Genomic DNA, 17,432 nt, shown 5'->3' on the forward strand with positions numbered 1-17,432 from the left:
GGGTCGACCGCCGCCGGACGGACGGTGTCAAGCTGGGGATGCGGCGCCGGTCCCTGTGACGGCCTCTGTCCGTCCGACGATCCTGTCGCCCTCGACCAGCGGCTTGAGGCGCGCCAGCTCGGTGGCGGCGAAGTCGAGGAACAGCCGCACGCGCGGCGTATGCCGCAGATCGGGATGGGTCAGCAGCCAGAGATCGGCCGAGAGGTCGGGATCGGGTTCGGCAAGCCGCGTCAGTCCGGGCCGCGTATCGCCGATGAAGCAGGGCAGGAAACCGATGCCGATGCCGGCCTCGACCGCTTCCGCGAGGCCGAGCACCGTGTTGAGCTTGTAGACGACCCGCTCGGGCGCGACATGGCGCGCGAGATAGCGCACGGCGCTCAGCATGGTGAACTGCTCGCCGAGCGACACCCATTTGTGCTCCCACAGGGCCTCGCGCGCGGGCAGTTCCGGGCCGGGAAAATCGGCGCTGCGCCCATAGAGCGCCCAGGCGATGCGGGCGGGCTTGCGTCCGATCAGCGTCTCCGGCGGATTGTCGGTGGCGCGGATCGCGATGTCGGCATCGCGCTTGGAGAGATTGGCGGCCTGGTTGCCGATCAGGATGTCGAGCCGGATATCTGGGCATTGCGCCAGGAACTTCGCGAAGACCGGTGTCAGCAGATCGACCAGCAACGTGTCGTTGGTGGCGATCCGCAATTCGCCGGCGGGCTTGATCTCCTGGCCGGCGAGCCGGCGCGTGAAGGCGTGGATGTCGTCGTCGACCCGGCCCGCGAGCTGGACCATCTCCTCGCCGGCCGGCGTCGCGACATAGCCGCTGCGGTGCCGCTCGAACAGCCTGACACCGAGCGCTTCCTCGATCTGGCCGAGCCGTCGGAACACGGTGGAGTGGTTGACGCCGAGCGCGTCGGCAGCCGCCGGCAGGGCCCGCTTGTCGGCGACGGCCTTGATCAGGCGGAAATCGTCCCAGGCGAGCGTTTTGGCGGCGGAGGGGCGAGGGGAAGACGTCATCCGGTCAGTTTCCGCCAAGGCATCGTCACGTTCAAGACCGACGCCGGCCATGGCCGGCGTCGGACGGAGGCTCGGTGCTGAAGTCAGGCAGCGTCAGGCGAGGGCGGGCTTCGCATCGAGGAGCGACGGTGCCGGCTTCACCGCGAAGGCACCGTCGCCGATCAGGGCATGGGCGAAGGCGGTCAGCGCCAGGAAGGCCGGATATTCCCAGCCGCCGTTCGGGACATTGAACACCCAGCCATTCGGGGCATGGACCATCAGCGCGCCGAGCAGGATCGGGATCAGCAGCAGCGAGACATAGCGGCCGTAGAAGCCGAGCAGAATGGCGAGGCCGCCGAGAAGCTCCGCCAGCATGATCGGCCAGGCGAGGAAGCCCGGCAGGCCGACCTGCCCGAGGAAGCCTGCAAAGCCGGCCGGCGTGAAGATGACGAGCTTGAGATAGGCATGGGCGATGAACATGGCGCCGAGCGCGATGCGCAAGGCGAGGGCGCCGTAAGGAGCGAGGCGGGTATCGGTCATGGTCGTGTCTCCGGTTGGGTGAGGGGTGGGCGGTATCGTTCGCCACCCAAAATCGTCCGGGACATGCAGCAATTCAAATTGTGATTTCGATCTCATGACATTGCACCAAAGCAATGATCTGCCTCTGGCATTCCGGGCCGATGCTGCCAATCTCTCGGCCAACAGCGACGCCGAACCGGCCCTTTGGCGGGCGGCGCTCTCCTGAAACGCCTTTGGAACGGAGGACCGTCATCATGCAGATCAATGGGCTTCACCACGTCACTGCTATCTCTGGCCCCGCCCGCCGCAATCTCGATTTCTACAGCCGCGTGCTCGGCCTGCGCCTGGTCAAGAAGACCGTCAATTTCGACGATCCCGGCACCTATCACCTCTATTTCGGCGATGCCGACGCGGCGCCGGGCTCGATCCTGACCTTCTTCCCCTGGGAGCATGCGGCGCCGGGCCGTCTCGGCGTCGGCGAGACGCAGGAAACCGTGTTCCGGGTGCCGGAAGGCTCCATCGGCTTCTGGGCGCACCGCTTCGTCGAGCAGGGCGTGCCGCATGAGGCGCCGCTGAAGCGCTTCGGCGAAACCGTGCTGAGCTTCCGCGATCCGGACGGGATGCGGCTTGCGCTCGTCGGCCTGGCCGGCGTCGAGGCCGAGCCCTATTGGACGGATGGCGGCATCGGCCCGGAGAACGCGATCCGTGGCTTCCACAGCGTCAGCCTGCTCCTGGCCGATGCGGCGCCGACGGCGGCGATCCTCACCGACGTCTTCGGCTTCGCCGAGGCCGCCCGCGAGGACACGCTGATCCGCTATGCGGTGAAGGGCACGCAGATCGGCGGCGTCATCGACCTGCGCGTCGCCGGCGGCTTCCTGCCGGCCCGGCAGGGCACGGGCTCGGTCCACCATATCGCCTTCCGGGCGGCCGATGACGCCGCGCAGCAGGAGATGGCGCGCCGTCTTGTCCAGAACCATGGCATCAGCCCCACGGAACAGCGCGATCGGAACTATTTCCGCTCGGTCTATTTCCGCGAGCCCGGCCATGTCCTGTTCGAGATCGCGACCGACATCCCCGGCTTCGCCGTGGACGAGCCGGCCGCCGAGCTCGGCCGCTCGCTCAAGCTGCCGGCCGGCCTCGAGGCGCATCGCGCGCAGATCGAAGCCGTCCTGCCCGAGCTCGCCTGACGGCGACCAACACCGCCGCCTCGCTCGCCGTTCGCGGGGGCGAGGCGGCTCCTCCGCTTCCTGAAGGGAGAGACCTCATGACCGCGACCGCAGCCGATACCGGCTTCATCCACGTCTTCGAGCCGGGCAGCGACGCCGCCCGCAAGCCGCTCCTGCTGCTGCACGGCACCGGCGGCGACGAGCGCGACCTGCTTTCCCTCGGGCGCACCGTCGCGCCGGGTGCGAGCCTGCTCTCGCCGCGCGGCAAGGTGCTGGAAGGCGCCGCGCCGCGCTTCTTCCGCCGCCTGGCGGAAGGCGTGTTCGATGAGGCGGATCTGATCCGCCGCACCCATGAACTCGCCGACTTCATCGAGGAGGCCCGCTCCCGTTACGGCTTGCCGGCGCCGATCGCGCTTGGCTTCTCGAACGGCGCCAACATCGCGGCGAGCCTCCTGCTGCTGCGGCCGGAGGCGTTGGCCGGCGCGGCGCTGCTGCGCGCCATGCCGCCGTTCAGGCAGCCGCTGCGTGTCGACCTGGCGGGCAAGCCCGTGCTCCTGCTCTCGGGTCTGCTCGACCCGATCGTCCCTGCCGCCGGCGCCGAGGCGCTGGCGCAGACGCTCGCGGCCGACGGTGCCACCGTGGAGCATCGCAGCTTGCCGGCGAGCCATGGACTCACCCAGGCGGATATCGGGCTGCTGAAAGACTGGCTGGCGCGGGTTTGATCTGGAGGCGGCGCTCCTCGCCCGAGTTTTAGGATTGCTGCTTGTGGAGGAGCCAGTCGGCGTAACGTTGTGCGAAATTGCTGGAAACGCGGTCGATCGGATCAGGCATGAAGGCTTGGTCGAGCAACGCGCCACCGATTCCCTGACCGGCGAGCGCGTTGACCGTGAGATCCGGCACTGCAAGGAGGATCTTTCCACTCTTGCCGTCGATCAGATCGACATGGGCCGTAATGCGATGATCGCCGCCAACCAGCACCCGCTGAATGGCTGAGCTGATCATCAGGTTTTTGATCGTTACCCGGAGCGTGACCGGTCGCGACCCGGAGAGCTCGGGCTTCAGCGTCCTCTCCAATGCGGTTGCGATCTTCCGTGCCGCAGCTTCCCGCACATAGGCACGGCCTTCCTCGGTCTTGCCGAGTTCGTCCGACTGGATTGCCGGCAATCCCTTGGAGGCCGCATAGGCGCGTTCTGCGTCACCCCACCAGATGGCGGCGCTCTGGTCGTAGCCCACCTGCACCGACTTCAACCCGAAGGATGCGATCTCGTCCGCTGGAATTGTATTGGAAACGCTGATGCAGCCGCCGAGCGACAGGACGATCAGTGCAAGCGAAAGGAGGCGAATCATCGGAGGTCTCTAAGCTGTGGAGAGCGCAGCTAGAGGTTGCAATCGGACTGCGGGCAACATCGACTATGGCAGCATTGTGGCGAGGCCCGTGCGAACATCGACGTGGATGTTGTCATCAGGGCTCCAAAGCGGATTGCATCCGGTTCGGCCCACCACTATAAGCCGGTCCGTCGGAGCGTAGCGCAGCCCGGTTAGCGCACTTGTCTGGGGGACAAGGGGTCGGAGGTTCGAATCCTCTCGCTCCGACCATTCAAATTCCTGAAGACACCATGTGAGCCTTGCCCCGAAGGGCTCACCGCGGCTTCAGGGTTGTCGCAGCGATCGCAGCTGCGAAACATTTACCCTCGCCCGATACGATGATTGCGAGGAGATCCACCCGGCGTCACTGTGCGCAGGGGAGATGGATCAGGTGTCGGAGTTCGGAAAGCCATGTCTCTCGCGCCTGCGGCCGCGCCGCGTGCATCCGTGAACGCGTCCTCTGCCGCCGATGAGCAGACGGGCCGGTCGCTTGCCCGGCTGTTCGGGGAGATCCGCCCGGACTGGCACTCCGCCTGGGCCTGGGACAACTACGAATCAACCATCCTCACGCTCGCGCGCACCTATGGGCTGCGCAGCGTCTGTGAGATCGGCGGCGGGCGCGATCCGCTGTTCACCGCCGGGCAGGCGACCGAGCGTGGGATCGACCTGATCGTCAACGACATCGACGCCGGCGAACTGGCATTGACCCCCGCCGGCCTGAAGACGGCCCGTTTCGACATTGCCGGCGACCTCTCCGAGCCGGATGTCGCGCCCGGCGGTTACGACATGATGATCTCGCGCATGGTCTTCGAGCATATCGACGGCGTCGAGCAGGCCTGGCGCAACGTCCATGCGCTGCTGGCGCCCGGCGGCGTGGCGCTTGCCTTCTTCCCGACGCTCTGGGCGCCGGTCTTCGCGCTGAACCATGTACTGCCGGAGAAAGCCTCGCGCGCGATCGTCCATGCGCTGTTCCCGGCGCGCCGCGACGGCGGCAGCGATCCGAAATTCCCGGCGCTCTACGACTGGTGCCGCGGCAATCCGCGGATATTGACGCCGATGCTGAAGCGGGCCGGCTTCCGCGACATCCATATCCAGCCCTTCTGGGGGCATGGCTATTTCGACCGGATGCCGGGGCTGAAGCAACTCGACCATGGCTTCAACGCGCTGGCGGCGAAGACCGGCTGGAGCCTCGTGACCACCTACGCCTATGTCGTGGTTCGCAAGGAGCGCGGCTGAGGCGCTCCCGCGGCGTTCGGATCGGGCAAGGCGCTGAGGCCCCAGACCAGCCCGAGCATGAGATAGAGATGCCGCCAGTGGTCGGTGTCGATCTGCAGCCCTTGCAGGATGAGCACGAACAGCACCGACCACAGCACGATCGCGTGGTTCTGCCAGGCCGCGCGCCGGAAGACGAGCCGCCAGCCGACATAGATCGTCGCCGCCATCAGTGCGAGCCAGGCGATGCCGCCGAGCCAGCCATAGGAGGCGAAGGCGTTGATGTAGACGTTGTGCGGGTCGGCCTGGTTGAAGAGCCAGCGGAAGCGCAGCGGCCCGAAGCCGTTCGGGGCCTCGAGCAGCATCGGGATCGAGCGGATCTGGTTGCCGAAGCGGCCGGTGACGCCCTGGTCGTAATCCTGGTCGAGGTTCGCGCGGACCTCGAAGACGGCGCGGATATTCTCGAAGGACAAGGCGACCAGAAGCGCCAGGATCATGGCGACGAGCGCCGCCAGCGACATCGCCACGATACGGCCGCGGGCCTTGCCGTCGGGCGCGATCAGGAAGTTCAGCGCGGTCATCATCAGCGCGGAGGCGACGAGCACGCCCCAGGCGCCGCGCGAGAAGGTCAGGAACAGCCCGGCCAGCGGCACGCTGAGTGCGAAGAGCCCGCGCAGGATGCCGGTTTGTCCGGTCAGGATGCGCTGGAGCACGTAGACGATCGCCAGGGTGAGGAACGGCCCGAGCACGTTCGGGTCCTTGAAGGTGCCGGAGGCGCGCCCGTAGAGGGTGAAGATCTCACCGAGCCCGGCGACGTCGAAATAGCCGAGAATCGCTGCCAGCCCCGCGCACCAGGCGGCGAGCAGATAGCCCTTCCGCAGCGCCTCGAGCCGCGGCAGCGTGTCCTGCGCCATCGCGGCGGCGAGCACGATCGCGGTGATCATCAGATAGGCCGAGACGGCCGTGAAGCGCACTGAGGCCTGGTCGTCCATCCAGGGGATCAGCGAGAAGGCGCCGCCGATATTGTAGAGCAGCAGCAGCACGGCCAGCGGCAGCAGCTTCTGCGAGAAGCGGATGCCGGTGAGCGCGAGCACGAAGAGCACGAGCAGGAACACCAGCTCATAGGGCGAGGGCTCGATCAGCACGAGGCCGCCCGAAGCCGCCAGCAGCCAGAGCGCGCCGCGCTGGATCGCGGCGAAGGAGATCGCCGCGCGCCGGCCCTGAGCCTGCGAATGCTGCACGGTGGCGCTCAATAGGCGTTCTCGTTCTTGGTGAGCAGCGAGAACGGCGTCTTCGCCAGGATGTAGAGATCGAGCAGCACCGACCAGTTCTCGATGTAGTAGAGATCGTGCTCGACGCGCCGCTGGATCTTGTCCTCGGTGTCGGTCTCGCCGCGCCAGCCATGGATCTGCGCCCAGCCGGTGATGCCGGGCTTGACCTTGTGGCGGGCGAAATAGCCGTCGACCACCTGCTCATAGGCGCGGTTCAGCGTCTTGGCATGGATCGCGTGCGGCCGAGGGCCGACGAGCGAAAGGTCGCCCTTGAACACCACATTGATCAGTTGCGGCAGTTCGTCGATCGAAGTCTTGCGGATGAAGCGGCCGACGCGCGTGACGCGTGGATCGTCCTTGGTGACCTGCTTTGCCGCCGCGTGGTCGGTCATCTCGTGACGCAGCGAGCGGAACTTCAGCACCTCGACGATCTCGTTGTTGAAGCCGTAGCGCTTCTGGCGGAAGAACACCGGTCCCTTCGAGTCGAGCTTGATCGCGATGGCGGTCGCCAGCATCACCGGAGAGAGCGCGATCAGCGCCAGCGTGCCGACGAACTTGTCGAACAGCCATTTGACGACGATGTCCCAGTCCGCGATCGGCCGGTCGAATACGTCGAGCACCGGCACGGCGCCGAGATAGGAATAGGAGCGGGGCCGGAAGCGCAGCTTCGACATATGGGCCGAGAGCCGGATGTCGATCGGCAGGATCCAGAGCTTGCGCAGCATCGTCAGGAGCCGCGCCTCGGCCGAGATCGGCAGGGTGAAGATCACCAGGTCGAGCCGGGTGCGCCGCGCGAACTCGACGAGATCGTCGATGGTGCCGAGCTTCGGATAGCCGGCGACGAGATCGGGCGAACGCGCGTCGTTGCGGTCGTCGAAGACGCCGCAGATGCGCAGCCCCGTATCCTTCTGCGCCTCAAGAGCCTTGATCAGCTCCGCGCCGGCCTCGCCGCCGCCGACGATGGCCGTGCGCCGTTCGAGGCGCCCGGAGCGCGTCAGCCGGCGAACCGCCGAGGTGACGGCGAAACGCTCGGCGATGAGCGCGCCGCCGCCGGCGAGGTAGAAGCCGATCAGCCAGCCGCGCGAGACCTGGCTGCCGACCTTAAGGAAGAAGAACGCGGCCAGCGCGATCAGGAACAGCATCGTCCAGCCGCCGATGAGCCGGACCACCATGCCGGCAAAATGGCGCAGCGCGCCGACCGGGTAGAGCCGCAGGGCCTGGAAGGTGGCGAGCGCACCGACGGCGACCACCGGGATCGTGATCTGATAGGCGAGGGGATCGTCCACCTTGCCGGCCGCATAGAGCCAGTAGATCAGCCCGCCGGCCGCGAGCACGACCAGCACGTCGAGCAGGCGCACCAGCCCTTCGATCATCACCGGCGAGAGCGTGGGCTTGACCGGCAGCGCCGCGATACGCTCCGCGAGCGGGTGGAAGCGGCGCGTCTGCCCGTCCTCGGTTTTGCCCATGGATGCCGGAGCGGCCGATCCGGCCGCATCCGCCTTCATCATATCGCGGACATCGAAAGTCCCCATGACGTCCATTCCTCGTCCCGATCGCGGCGTCTCGCGCCGCGACCCGGGCTGTGGTCCAGAGCCGGATGATTTCAGGCGGGATCGTCCCATGATCCCGTCGGAAATCCGAAGCCGGCCCCGCCAGAGAGCTGGAGCCGGATCTTCGCGAAAAACCGGTTTCGATTTTTTCACATCCTGCTCTAGCCGAAATTGCTCTCGGAACGCTTAACCGGACTATTCGCTGTTTCGGCGGATTTGCAACGTTTTCCCATGCGATTCGTGGGTCGCGCGGGCACGCCGCCCCGCCTGTTTTCCGCCTTTGTGAAGAAACGGAAATAGCCCTGCCGCCTCAAGGGGTTGTCTGAAGTTTACCGCAATACTTTTTTCGTTCGATTTGGCGTGTCTTATTTAATCGGAAGTGTTTATCGGTTGACAGAAGGTCTTTGCGCAGGCATATCTATCGGCGATGAGTGTCTGAGAAGCACATATTTCGCGTGACGAGCCTGGCGCCTGTGGCGTTGCTCCTTCCGCGGTGCAGTTTGCCGGAGCGGTGCTCCAGCAATTCCATTTCGTCGGAACTCTCGATTTAAATCTCTAACGATTGCTTGGCTGTCTTTGCGGCGCAATTGTGCCGTGTGGCGCGGCTTCGCCCGTGTGCAACATGTCTTTTCATTGGTTGATTCTGCTCGCGGCCATCGCCGTCGAGATCGTCGCGACGGCCGCGCTGAAGTCGGTCGTCTCCGCCCCCTGGCTCGTCGGCGTCCTGCCGCTGCTGTTGATCGGGTTGTCCTTCGCGCTGCTCAGCATCGCCTTGCGCGTCATTCCCATGGCCGTCGCCTATGCGGTCTGGGAGGGGCTCGGCATCGTCGGCATCGCGGCGATGGGGCATCTCCTCTTCGGCGAGCACCTGACGGCTGGCCGCTTCGCCGCGCTGGCGGCGATCCTGGTCGGCATCGTCCTGATCGAAGCCGGCATCGGCCATGGTGGCGGGGCAGAGGATAAGCGTCTGTCGAGCGAGGGGAGGCATGTGTGAATGTCTCCGTCGTTCAATTCACGCCCCTGCTCTGGCTTCTCTTCGCCGTTCTCCTGGAGCTGTCGGGCACCTATCTGCTCAAGCTCTCGGACGGGATGACCCGTCGCCTGCCGGGCGCTGGCGGAGTGCTGCTCGTCATGGGCGCCTTCGGCGCCCTTGCTCAGGCCATCAAGGGCATGGATCTCTCGGTCGCCTATGCGGTCTGGGGCGGGGCCGGCCTCGTCGCGACGGCGATCATCGGGGCGCTCGCCTTTGGCCAGCGGATCAACCGGGCCGGCTGGCTCGGCATCCTGCTTGTGGTCGGCGGCGTCGTGGCTCTTAAACTGACCTAGAGCATGATGCCGAAAAGTGGGAACCGGTTTTCGGGCGACATCATGCTCTAACCCTTCGGCAAGAGACGGATTCAGACATCAGATGGAACCGCGAAGCGATTCCATCTGATGTCATTCGGCTCTGGCGGCCAAGGTGGCGACGCCACCGCGGCGTGCCCGAAGCGCATCGCGATAGGCGCTGATGACGCCGTCGACCATGTCATCCAGCTGGAAATGCTGGCGGACATGGGCGGCGAGATCGGCCGCCTCGGCGAGGCGCTCGCTTTCCGACCGCGCCAGCATGGCGCTTATGGCGTCGGCGAGGATCGCGGGGTCGTTCGCCTTGATCAGGCGGTGCCGGTGGCGAGGCCCGTAGATTTCATTGATGCCGCCGACATCGGTCGAGATCAGCGGCTGCGCTGCCGCGGCCGCCTCGAGGATGACATAGGGCAGCGATTCCGCGCGCGACGGGATGACCATCGCCCGCGCCCGCGCCAGCGCCTTGCGGATCGGCCCTGGCGGCTCGAAGACGCATTGATCGGCGATGCCGCGCGAAACCGTCATGCCCTTGAGCTCGGCCTCGTCCGGCCCCGAGCCGACGATGAGGATGCGCGGGACGAGCCCGTCGCGCCGGCGCAGCAATGCGAGCGCGTCGATCAGCGTGTCGACGCCCTTGGCCGAGCGCAACTCGCCCAGATAGAGCAGGTCGAAACTCGCCGCGCTGTGGCTGATCGGCTCGAACTCGGCTTCGGAGATGCCGTTGAGCACGATGCGGTGCTCCGTCCTGGGCTGATGCCCGACATGGGCCTCGAAGCGTCCGGCGATGAAGCGGCTCTCGAACAGGAACATGTCGGTCGCGCGCTCGAGCAGGCGCTCCACCGTCATGTAGACCTTATGCTCGGTGCTGCCGGGCTTGTAGTTGAAGCTGCCGCCATGCGGCGTATAGGCGGTAGCATAGCGGCGGCCCGGCGAGAGCAGCGCCGGGACACGGCCATAGACCCCGCCCTTCGAGCCGTGACAGTGCACGATATCGGGGTCGAGGCGCCGGCGCAGGGCCATCTCCGCCAGTTGCGCCTTGACGTCCGTCCGGCTCGGATAGCGCGACATCGGCACGCGCGTGATCCCGAGCGACAGCGTCTGAGCGAGCTCGCTGAACACCTCGTCGGCGCGAGCCCCTCCTGTGGTGGCGTCGCAGAAGATGCCCACCTCATGGCCGCGCTCGGCCTGTCCGCGCGCCACGTCGAGCACATGCCGGAAGAGCCCGCCGAGCGGTGCGCGAAAGACATGGAGGATTCTGAGCGGCGCACCTTCGGCGGCGCTCATGGCGGGGCCGGGCGGGGGTGTCAGAACCAGCGTTCCTTGATGACGATCGTGTCGCCGGGCTGGACCGGGTAGGTGATCGGCACCGTCGCGGTGACGAGCTGGCCCTCGATCTGCCGGGTGACCTCCGCCGAGTTGCGCTGCCCGCGCGGGGTGAAGCCGCCCGCGATGGCGACGGCGGTCTGCACCGTCATGCCGCTGACGAAGGGGAACTGGCCGGAATTCGTCACCTCGCCCAGCACGAAGAACGGGCGGTAGGTATCGACCTCGACCGAGACCTTGGGCTCGCGCAGATAGCCGCCGCGCAGCTTCGCCTCGATCTCGCGCGCCAGTTGCTGGGTGGAGCGGCCCTGGGCCACGATCGTGTTGACCAGGGGCATCGAGATCTTGCCCGAGCCGTCGACGGCATAGATGTTCGAGAGATTGTCCTGGCCGAAGACGATGATGCGCAGCTTGTCGCCGCTGGCGAGCTGATAGGGGCCCTCTGGCTGGGCGAGTGCGTAGTCCGTCGCCTGATACCGGGGCGCGCAGGCGCCCACCGTCATGGCGGCGGCCAGGGCGAGAGAGGCGAGGCGTCGACTCATCGATGGCTATCCGTGCGGAATTCGCGCAGAGCATTAGCCCCGACATGGTTAACAAAGGCTTCCTTCCGGTCTTCCCGCTGGTCTTCCGGGTGGCGCTGGAGGGCGTATTCCGCTGAGCCATTCAAGGTAGGTCGCCTTATTCTGGCCTCCCCGCCGGCCTTGTCTGAGGCTCGACCCGAACGATTCTCGCGAGGAGACCGGAAATGAAATCTGTGGTGCTCGCCGCGATCGCGATCCTGTCATCCGTCCCGGCTTTTGCCGAGGATCTCCCGCAGCGCAAGCCTGGCCTCTGGGAGACCAAATCGACCGGGGAGCAGGGAGAAGCGGTGGCCAAGCAGTGCGTCGGCCCCGGCACTGACCAATCCGCCATTGGCGGCATGACGGCGGGCGCCTGTTCCAAGATGCTGGTGACCAAGACGGCGACCGGCTACGCGGTGGAGACGGAGTGCTCCATGGGGCCGGTCAAGGCCTCTGGCAGCAGCGTCATCACCGGCGATTTCGAAACTTCGCTGCGAACCGAGGGGACGACGAAGATCTCCGGCATGCCCGGCCAATCCGGTCCGGTGGAGCGCAAGCTGGTGGTCGAGGCCAAGCGTCTCGGCGATTGTGGTCCGGGGCAGAAGCCGGGCGACATCATCATGCCGGACGGCAAGGTCATCTCGATGCCTCAGGCGCCCAAGCCATAAGAGTTGCCGACAGGGCCCGGAGCACAATCCGGACGTCGACGTGAAGCCCGGCCGAGAGGCCGGGCTTTTGTGTCTGGAGGCGTGGAGGAGATGAAAATCGACGATTTCGGAGGTTGGAGGCTCCGGCATTTACCTGGCACTAACCTTACTGAGCCTTGAATGACGCGGCGTCCTTCCCGGGATGCGAGAGTTCTGCGTCACATGGGTGGATCATGACCGCTGAAGCTGGGACTGAAGCGCGAGGCAACGGCGAAGGCCGGGGCGACATGCTCGACCTCGCGGCGCTCTGGGCGGCGATCAAGCGCCGGAGAGCCTGGGTCGTCGTGCCTACGCTGGCGGCGCTCGGCCTGTCCTTCTTCGCGGTGAATGTCGTAACGCCCCGCTACACCGGCGAGGTGCGCCTGCTGCTGGAAAGCCGCAGCGGTTTCTACGCATTGCCCGGCCAGTCGGCTCAGGATACCGCCGGCCAGTTCGACGCCGAGGCCGTGCAGAGCCAGGTGCAGATCATGATGTCACGCGACCTGGCGCGGGAGGCGATCAAGCGCATCGGCCTCGTCGGCAATCCCGAATTCGATTCCGGTGCGGGCGCGCTTGGAGCCCTGCGCAAGGTCGCGGTGATGATGGGCCTCGGCGCCCACCCGGCCGACCGCTCCCCCGAAGAGCGCGTTCTCGAGAAGTACTACGACCGGCTCCTGGTCTATCCGGTGGCGCGCTCGCGCATCGTCGCGATCGAGTTCACTTCGCAGGACCGGGCGCTCGCCGCCAAGGCCGCCAACACCATCGCCGAGACCTATCTGGAGTTCCAGGAGGCGGCGAAGCAGGACAATGCGCGCAGCGCCTCAGCCTGGCTCTCGACCACCATCGAGCCGCTGCGCAAGCGCGTGGCCGAGGCCGACGCCAAGGTCGAGACGTTCCGCGCCCAGCACGGCCTCTTCGCCGGCCCCAACAACACCAGCATCAACGCGCAGCAACTCGCCGATCTCTCGACGCAGCTCTCCGCGGCGCGCAGCCAGCAGGCCGAGGCGCAGGCCAAGGCGGGGATGATCCGCGATGCGATCAAGCAGGGCCGCACCTTCGAGATTCCGGAGGTGGCCAACAACGAACTCGTCCGCCGGCTGATCGAGCAGCGCGTCAATCTCCGTGCCCAGATCGCGGCGGAATCGCGCAGCCTCCTGCCCGGCCATCCCCGTATCAAGGAGCTGAACGCCCAGCTCGCCGATCTCGAAGGCCAGTTGCGCGGCGCCGCGGAGCGGGCCGTCCGCACGCTGGAGAACGAGGCCAAGATCACCGGCCAGCGCGTCGAAAGCTTCCAGGCCGCGCTCGACGGCCAGAAGAAGAACGTCGCCACCTCCAACGACAGCGAGGTGCAGTTGCGCGCGCTCGAACTCGACGCCCGCACCCTGCGCGAGCAGCTCGAGCAGTATATGCAGCGCTATCGGGAGGCCGTGGCGCGCGACACGCTGAATGCCACCCCGGCCGATGCGCGCATCATCTCGCGCGCCGTCGAGCCGATCGATCCGTCCTTCCCGAAGAAGCTGCCGATCGTCCTCGTCTCGACGCTTGCGACCTTCCTGATCGCGCTGGCGACCATCGTGACGCGGGAGCTCCTGAACGGGCAGGCCCGCCCGCTGCCGCAGCCGCGCGGCCCGCGCTGGGTCTCGGTCGCTGATGAGGAGGCCGCGGCGAAGTCGGAGAATCCGACGCCCGAAACGCCGCGTCGCGATTCGGTCGCGGGCCTGCTGACCCATGCCGGCCGCCTCGGCCATATCAGGCTCGACCTCGACCGCCCGGAGGAAACGCTGGCCGCGATGGCGGAACGCACCGAGGAGCCGCAGCGCGGCCTGGCGCCGGTCATGCTGGTGCTGGACGCTGGTGCCGAGGGCGCCGCCAAGCCGCATGATCTCGCCGAATTGCTGGCGCAGCGCTGCCGCTGCATCCTCGTCGATCTCACCAGCGACCACGACCATGGCGAACCGGGTTTCTCGGAGCTGCTGGCCGGGGAGGCGCTGTTTTCCGACATCATCATGCGGGCGACGGGCTCGCGCCTGCACAGCATCGGCCCGGGCCGGGCGGGACGCGAGGCGGTCTTCGCCGCCGCCGATCTGGTCGATGTCGCGCTCGACGCGCTCTGCGAGACCTATGACTGGGTCCTGGTCGCCGCCGCTTCCAACGATGAGGCTTCGATGCTGGAGCCGGTCGCGCGCCGGGCGCAGGGTGGCCTCGTGATGAGCGGAAAGGCCAGCAACGGCCACGCGCTCGAAGTGGCCTATCGCCTCAGCGAATTGACCAAGGCGCCGGTTTCGCTCGTGCTCGATGCCGAGCACGAGGTTCCGATGGCGCGCATGCGGCAGGACGAGGAAGAGCCGGTCGAGGCTTAATCTATCCTTCATCAGGCTCGGTCGAGCCGGATGAAGGATAGGTGCCGCTAATTGCCGGTGGCCAGCGCTATGCCGGCAATATCGGCCAGCGTCGTTGCCGCGTATTTCTTCAGAAGCGCTGTCTCGGCGGCCGCATGGGCTGCCTCCAGCACGGAGTTCGAGGCGCGCTCGACCGGGCAGGACGGATGGTCGCGGGAGACCGGGGCTGCGAGCACGGGGCCCTCGTTGAGCGCTCGCTGCACGGCAAGCACGGTGATTTCGTCGAGCGTCCTGATCAGTTTCCAGCCGCCGCCGCGCCCGCCTTCGCTCTCAACGATGCCGGCGTCGCGCAGCGCCCCCAGCGTGCGGCGGACAACGACGGGATTGGTGTTCAGCATCTGCGCGATCCGCTCCGAGGTCTCCTTGCCGCCGAGCAAACCCATATGCACCAGCACATGCAGCATCCGCGCCAGACGGCCGTCGGTCTTCATCGCAAGTCTTTCCGCAACTATTGATGTTACGCGATATTGACATCGCGGCTTTTGCGTAACAGGAATTGTTACGCACTGAAAGGAGCAAGCCTGCCGCGACGCCGGTTTCTGACCGCCTCGACGGCCTTGCTCGTCTCGACACCCATTCTTCACGGCTCCGGCCGGGAGCCCAACATGCAAGAAAAAACCATCGCAACCCGCACGCTCGAGATGAGCATCCTCGATGCCGGCAGCGGCCCGCTGGTGCTGATGTGTCATGGCTTTCCCGAGACCAAGCATGCGTGGCGCCACCAGATCGGCGCCCTTGCGGCCGCCGGTTACCGCGCCGTCGCTCCGGATATGCGCGGGTATGGCGGCACTGCAGCACCCGAGGGGGCGGATCACTACACCGTCGTCCATGCCGTCGGCGATCTCGTGGCGCTTCTCGATGCGATCGGTGAGAAGCAGGCGGTCATCATCGGTCACGACTGGGGCGCTACGATCGCCTGGCAGGCGGCCCTGATGCGCCCGGACCGATTCCGCGCAGTGGTGGCGCTGAGCGTGCCGATGATGGGCCTGCCGCCGATACCGCCGTCAAAGCTCTTTCCGCAGAATGGCGAAGCGCTGTTCTACACGCTTTATTTCCAGGATCCGCAGGGCGCAGAGAAAGAGTTCAGCCGCGATGTCGGCCAGGCGCTGCGCAAGCTGATCCATGCCGCCAGCGGCGAAGCCGGACCGCGCCGGCCCGGCGACGGCACGCCCAACCCCTTCGGCATGGTGAGCCGCAACCGCGGCCTGCTGGCCGACCTGCCCGATCCCGAAGCGCTTCCCGCCTGGCTGCCGCCCGCAGATTTCAACCGTCTCGCCCAGGCCTTCACCGCGACCGGCTTCGGCCCGGCCCTGAACTACTATCGCAATCTCGACCGCAACTACGAGCTCCAGCAGGCCAATGCCGGCCAGACCGTCACCGTCCCCGCCCTGTTTGCCATCGGCGAGCGCGACACCGGCCTCGCCATTCCCGGCATGCCCGAGATCATCGCCGCCATGCCGCATCTGGTCCCCGGCCTGCGCGGCTCCCACACCATCCCCGGCGCCGGCCACTGGCTGCAGCAGGAAAGGCCGGAAGCGGTGACGGAGCTGGTGCTTGGGTTTTTGAGGGAGATTGCCGGGTGATCCAGTACCAATCCACATTCATTCGAGCCGGAGCGTCGCGGCTACGAGATAGCTGAAACCTTTGAAGTGAAGAGTTCTTCGGTCAAAGCGCGCAGCAAAGCGACGGAGGTGCTTCATTCGGTTGAAGCGAATCCTGAATGTCGATCGGCCCTAATCCGCCACGGCTCCAGTCTTCGGTCGGCGCAGCCAGCCGGAGGCGCGTTGCGCCAGCTTGAGAGCGGCGGGCGAATTCTTGATGCGCCGCTTCAGCTCCCGCTTCGCCTGCGCGACCGGTACGAACAGGCGCCCCTTCAGCGTCAGCGGCAGGAAGCTGTCGACGAGATCGTCATGGTCGTCGCAGAAGGTCGTCTTGTAGCGCGCCTCACCGATGCCGAGGTCGAAGACCGCGTATCCTTCGTCGCATTTCAGCCGGATCAGATCGGCCAGCAGGAGCTCGCCGGGGCTGGTCTTGATGGTCTCGCTCGCCATGTCGAAGGAGGTCGCCATGCCGGAGAAGCGGCCTCCCTGAACCGCGCCGACATAGGTCGCGACGGAACGGCCGTTCAGGTCGAGTGAGTAAAGCTCGATGGTCGGCGTCGCGTCGCCGTCGCCCGCCGCCGCCCGCGCCAGAAAAGCGTGCATCGCCGGTTCCGCGAAGGGGTCGGGCACGCCCATGCTGCGGAAACGCTCGGCCTTCTGCTGCAGGAAGGCGTCGATCACCCGCTCGATCTCGGCCGGCGTCCGGGCCAGCGTCATTGAGCTGGGCCCGAAATCGGCGAAGCGGCTGCGCTTGTTCTTGAGCTTCTTGCGGGCGTGGCTGCTCATCGAGCGCCTCAGCGTGGCTTCCCCATCGCCGGCGATCAGGGCGAGCTTGTAGGCTCGGCTCGGGCTCGGCGCGGCCGCGAGCAGCGCAGCCGGGTTGGCGATGTCTTGCCACCGTGGCGGCTGGTTCACGAAGATCAGGGCATCGAGCCCGCCGATGGCCCGAGCGACCTCGACAAGCATGAGCCTTGCCGTTTCGGTATCCAGCCCGGCGGCGAAAGCCGGGTCATAGAGGCCCATATGGTAGTTGGCGTGCTTGCCGCCGATGAACTCGGCGAAGCGGATGCCGCTGCGCCGGGTCAGGACGAGGGGCAGCAGCGCGCAGAGCGCCCCCGTTGCGTCTCGCAGCAGGGCGAAGCGGCAGTCCATGCCATGCGCCGCGCCGACCGTTTCGACGAAGGGCCGGACCCAGCCATAAGCCTGATAGGGCGTGACCAGCGCCCGCGCCTCGAAGGCGCGCCATTCGGCCGCAATCCCGGCGAGATCGGTCGCGATCGTGATCGATGCCCAGGGGCGGGCATCCGGGGAATGGACAGGAACCGACACGCTCCGTGCCTCGCGAGCAGGACAGGACGATTGCCTCCTTAACCCGGCATTGTGAACGGATCGGTCAAGATCGGTCTCTTCGCGGCGCGATCGCGCGATAGCGTTAGCGGGCGGTTGCATGGA

17 protein-coding genes and 1 tRNA gene are annotated in these 17,432 nt (G+C 66.6%); 9 read left to right on the forward strand and 9 right to left on the reverse strand.

Annotated features, from left to right (window positions below; translation table 11 throughout):
* Window positions 1–27: 27 nt before the first annotated feature.
* Both GGC47_RS20515 and GGC47_RS20520 read right to left on the reverse strand, forming a co-directional pair.
* A complete protein-coding gene (locus tag GGC47_RS20515; RefSeq protein WP_142020711.1) occupies window positions 28–1,005 on the reverse strand; it encodes a LysR family transcriptional regulator in 978 nt (325 codons plus the stop codon).
* A 93-nt stretch (window positions 1,006–1,098) separates the two neighbouring features.
* On the reverse strand, window positions 1,099–1,524 hold the full coding sequence (locus GGC47_RS20520; protein WP_038368269.1) for a DoxX family protein: 426 nt from the start codon (window positions 1,522–1,524) through the stop codon (window positions 1,099–1,101).
* A gap of 233 nt (window positions 1,525–1,757) precedes the next feature.
* Between GGC47_RS20520 and GGC47_RS20525 the strand changes: the two genes are divergently transcribed.
* Both GGC47_RS20525 and GGC47_RS20530 read left to right on the forward strand, forming a co-directional pair.
* Window positions 1,758–2,690, forward strand: coding sequence for a ring-cleaving dioxygenase (locus GGC47_RS20525; RefSeq protein ID WP_142020712.1), 933 nt, complete (start codon window positions 1,758–1,760; stop codon window positions 2,688–2,690).
* A gap of 77 nt (window positions 2,691–2,767) precedes the next feature.
* Window positions 2,768–3,391 carry an alpha/beta hydrolase gene (locus GGC47_RS20530; protein WP_038368265.1) on the forward strand — a complete coding sequence of 208 codons (624 nt, stop codon included), beginning with the start codon at window positions 2,768–2,770 and terminating at the stop codon, window positions 3,389–3,391.
* Between the two features lie 28 nt (window positions 3,392–3,419).
* On the opposite strand, the gene GGC47_RS20535 is transcribed toward GGC47_RS20530, so the two are convergent.
* A complete protein-coding gene (locus tag GGC47_RS20535) occupies window positions 3,420–4,016 on the reverse strand; it encodes a hypothetical protein (RefSeq protein ID WP_142020713.1) in 597 nt (198 codons plus the stop codon).
* 171 nt (window positions 4,017–4,187) lie between these two features.
* On the opposite strand from GGC47_RS20535, the gene GGC47_RS20540 reads away from it, so the two are divergent.
* Together GGC47_RS20540 and GGC47_RS20545 are read left to right on the forward strand one after the other, a co-directional pair.
* Window positions 4,188–4,265: transfer RNA gene (locus GGC47_RS20540), tRNA-Pro, on the forward strand.
* A gap of 180 nt (window positions 4,266–4,445) precedes the next feature.
* A complete protein-coding gene (locus GGC47_RS20545; RefSeq protein WP_142020714.1) occupies window positions 4,446–5,270 on the forward strand; it encodes a class I SAM-dependent methyltransferase in 825 nt (274 codons plus the stop codon).
* Here GGC47_RS20545 and GGC47_RS20550 read toward each other — a convergent pair.
* Both GGC47_RS20550 and GGC47_RS20555 read right to left on the reverse strand, forming a co-directional pair.
* The gene (locus tag GGC47_RS20550) at window positions 5,240–6,499 is read right to left on the reverse strand and encodes an O-antigen ligase family protein (RefSeq protein ID WP_142020715.1); all 1,260 of its coding nucleotides are present in this window, start codon (window positions 6,497–6,499) and stop codon (window positions 5,240–5,242) included. The two genes, GGC47_RS20545 and GGC47_RS20550, sit on opposite strands and share 31 nt — an antisense overlap.
* Window positions 6,496–8,049 (reverse strand): undecaprenyl-phosphate glucose phosphotransferase, encoded by a 1,554-nt coding sequence (locus tag GGC47_RS20555; RefSeq protein WP_185747825.1) that lies wholly within the window; start codon window positions 8,047–8,049, stop codon window positions 6,496–6,498. The genes GGC47_RS20550 and GGC47_RS20555 overlap by 4 nt, the downstream gene beginning before the upstream one ends.
* 640 nt (window positions 8,050–8,689) lie before the next feature.
* Between GGC47_RS20555 and GGC47_RS20560 the strand changes: the two genes are divergently transcribed.
* A complete protein-coding gene (locus tag GGC47_RS20560; protein ID WP_142020716.1) occupies window positions 8,690–9,061 on the forward strand; it encodes a DMT family transporter in 372 nt (123 codons plus the stop codon).
* Entirely contained in the window at window positions 9,058–9,393 is a 336-nt protein-coding gene (gene mdtI / locus GGC47_RS20565) for a multidrug/spermidine efflux SMR transporter subunit MdtI (protein ID WP_370954131.1), read from the forward strand. Before GGC47_RS20560 ends, mdtI begins: the two co-directional genes overlap by 4 nt.
* A gap of 111 nt (window positions 9,394–9,504) precedes the next feature.
* Here mdtI and GGC47_RS20570 read toward each other — a convergent pair whose 3' ends face one another.
* Together GGC47_RS20570 and GGC47_RS20575 are read right to left on the reverse strand one after the other, a co-directional pair.
* Window positions 9,505–10,695: a glycosyltransferase gene (locus GGC47_RS20570; protein ID WP_142020717.1), complete on the reverse strand. Its 1,191-nt coding sequence runs from the start codon at window positions 10,693–10,695 to the stop codon at window positions 9,505–9,507.
* 20 nt (window positions 10,696–10,715) lie between these two features.
* On the reverse strand, window positions 10,716–11,276 hold the full coding sequence (locus GGC47_RS20575; protein ID WP_038368262.1) for a polysaccharide biosynthesis/export family protein: 561 nt from the start codon (window positions 11,274–11,276) through the stop codon (window positions 10,716–10,718).
* Between the two features lie 212 nt (window positions 11,277–11,488).
* On the opposite strand from GGC47_RS20575, the gene GGC47_RS20580 reads away from it, so the two are divergent.
* Together GGC47_RS20580 and GGC47_RS20585 are read left to right on the forward strand one after the other, a co-directional pair.
* Complete coding sequence (locus GGC47_RS20580) at window positions 11,489–11,962, forward strand: DUF3617 domain-containing protein (RefSeq protein WP_429068654.1); 474 nt, start codon at window positions 11,489–11,491, stop codon at window positions 11,960–11,962.
* 212 nt (window positions 11,963–12,174) lie between these two features.
* On the forward strand, window positions 12,175–14,340 hold the full coding sequence (locus GGC47_RS20585; RefSeq protein ID WP_142020719.1) for a GumC family protein: 2,166 nt from the start codon (window positions 12,175–12,177) through the stop codon (window positions 14,338–14,340).
* A 47-nt stretch (window positions 14,341–14,387) separates the two neighbouring features.
* On the opposite strand, the gene GGC47_RS20590 is transcribed toward GGC47_RS20585, so the two are convergent.
* Window positions 14,388–14,810: an RrF2 family transcriptional regulator gene (locus tag GGC47_RS20590; RefSeq protein WP_142020720.1), complete on the reverse strand. Its 423-nt coding sequence runs from the start codon at window positions 14,808–14,810 to the stop codon at window positions 14,388–14,390.
* Between the two features lie 174 nt (window positions 14,811–14,984).
* On the opposite strand from GGC47_RS20590, the gene GGC47_RS20595 reads away from it, so the two are divergent.
* Window positions 14,985–15,962: an alpha/beta fold hydrolase gene (locus GGC47_RS20595; protein ID WP_142020721.1), complete on the forward strand. Its 978-nt coding sequence runs from the start codon at window positions 14,985–14,987 to the stop codon at window positions 15,960–15,962.
* A 150-nt stretch (window positions 15,963–16,112) separates the two neighbouring features.
* On the opposite strand, the gene GGC47_RS20600 is transcribed toward GGC47_RS20595, so the two are convergent.
* Complete coding sequence (locus GGC47_RS20600; RefSeq protein ID WP_185747826.1) at window positions 16,113–17,309, reverse strand: GNAT family N-acetyltransferase; 1,197 nt, start codon at window positions 17,307–17,309, stop codon at window positions 16,113–16,115.
* Window positions 17,310–17,432 lie beyond the last annotated feature (123 nt).

This window comes from Allobosea sp. OAE752 (assembly GCF_050433265.1).
In the GTDB taxonomy this organism is placed as follows: domain Bacteria; phylum Pseudomonadota; class Alphaproteobacteria; order Rhizobiales; family Beijerinckiaceae; genus Allobosea; species Allobosea spartocytisi.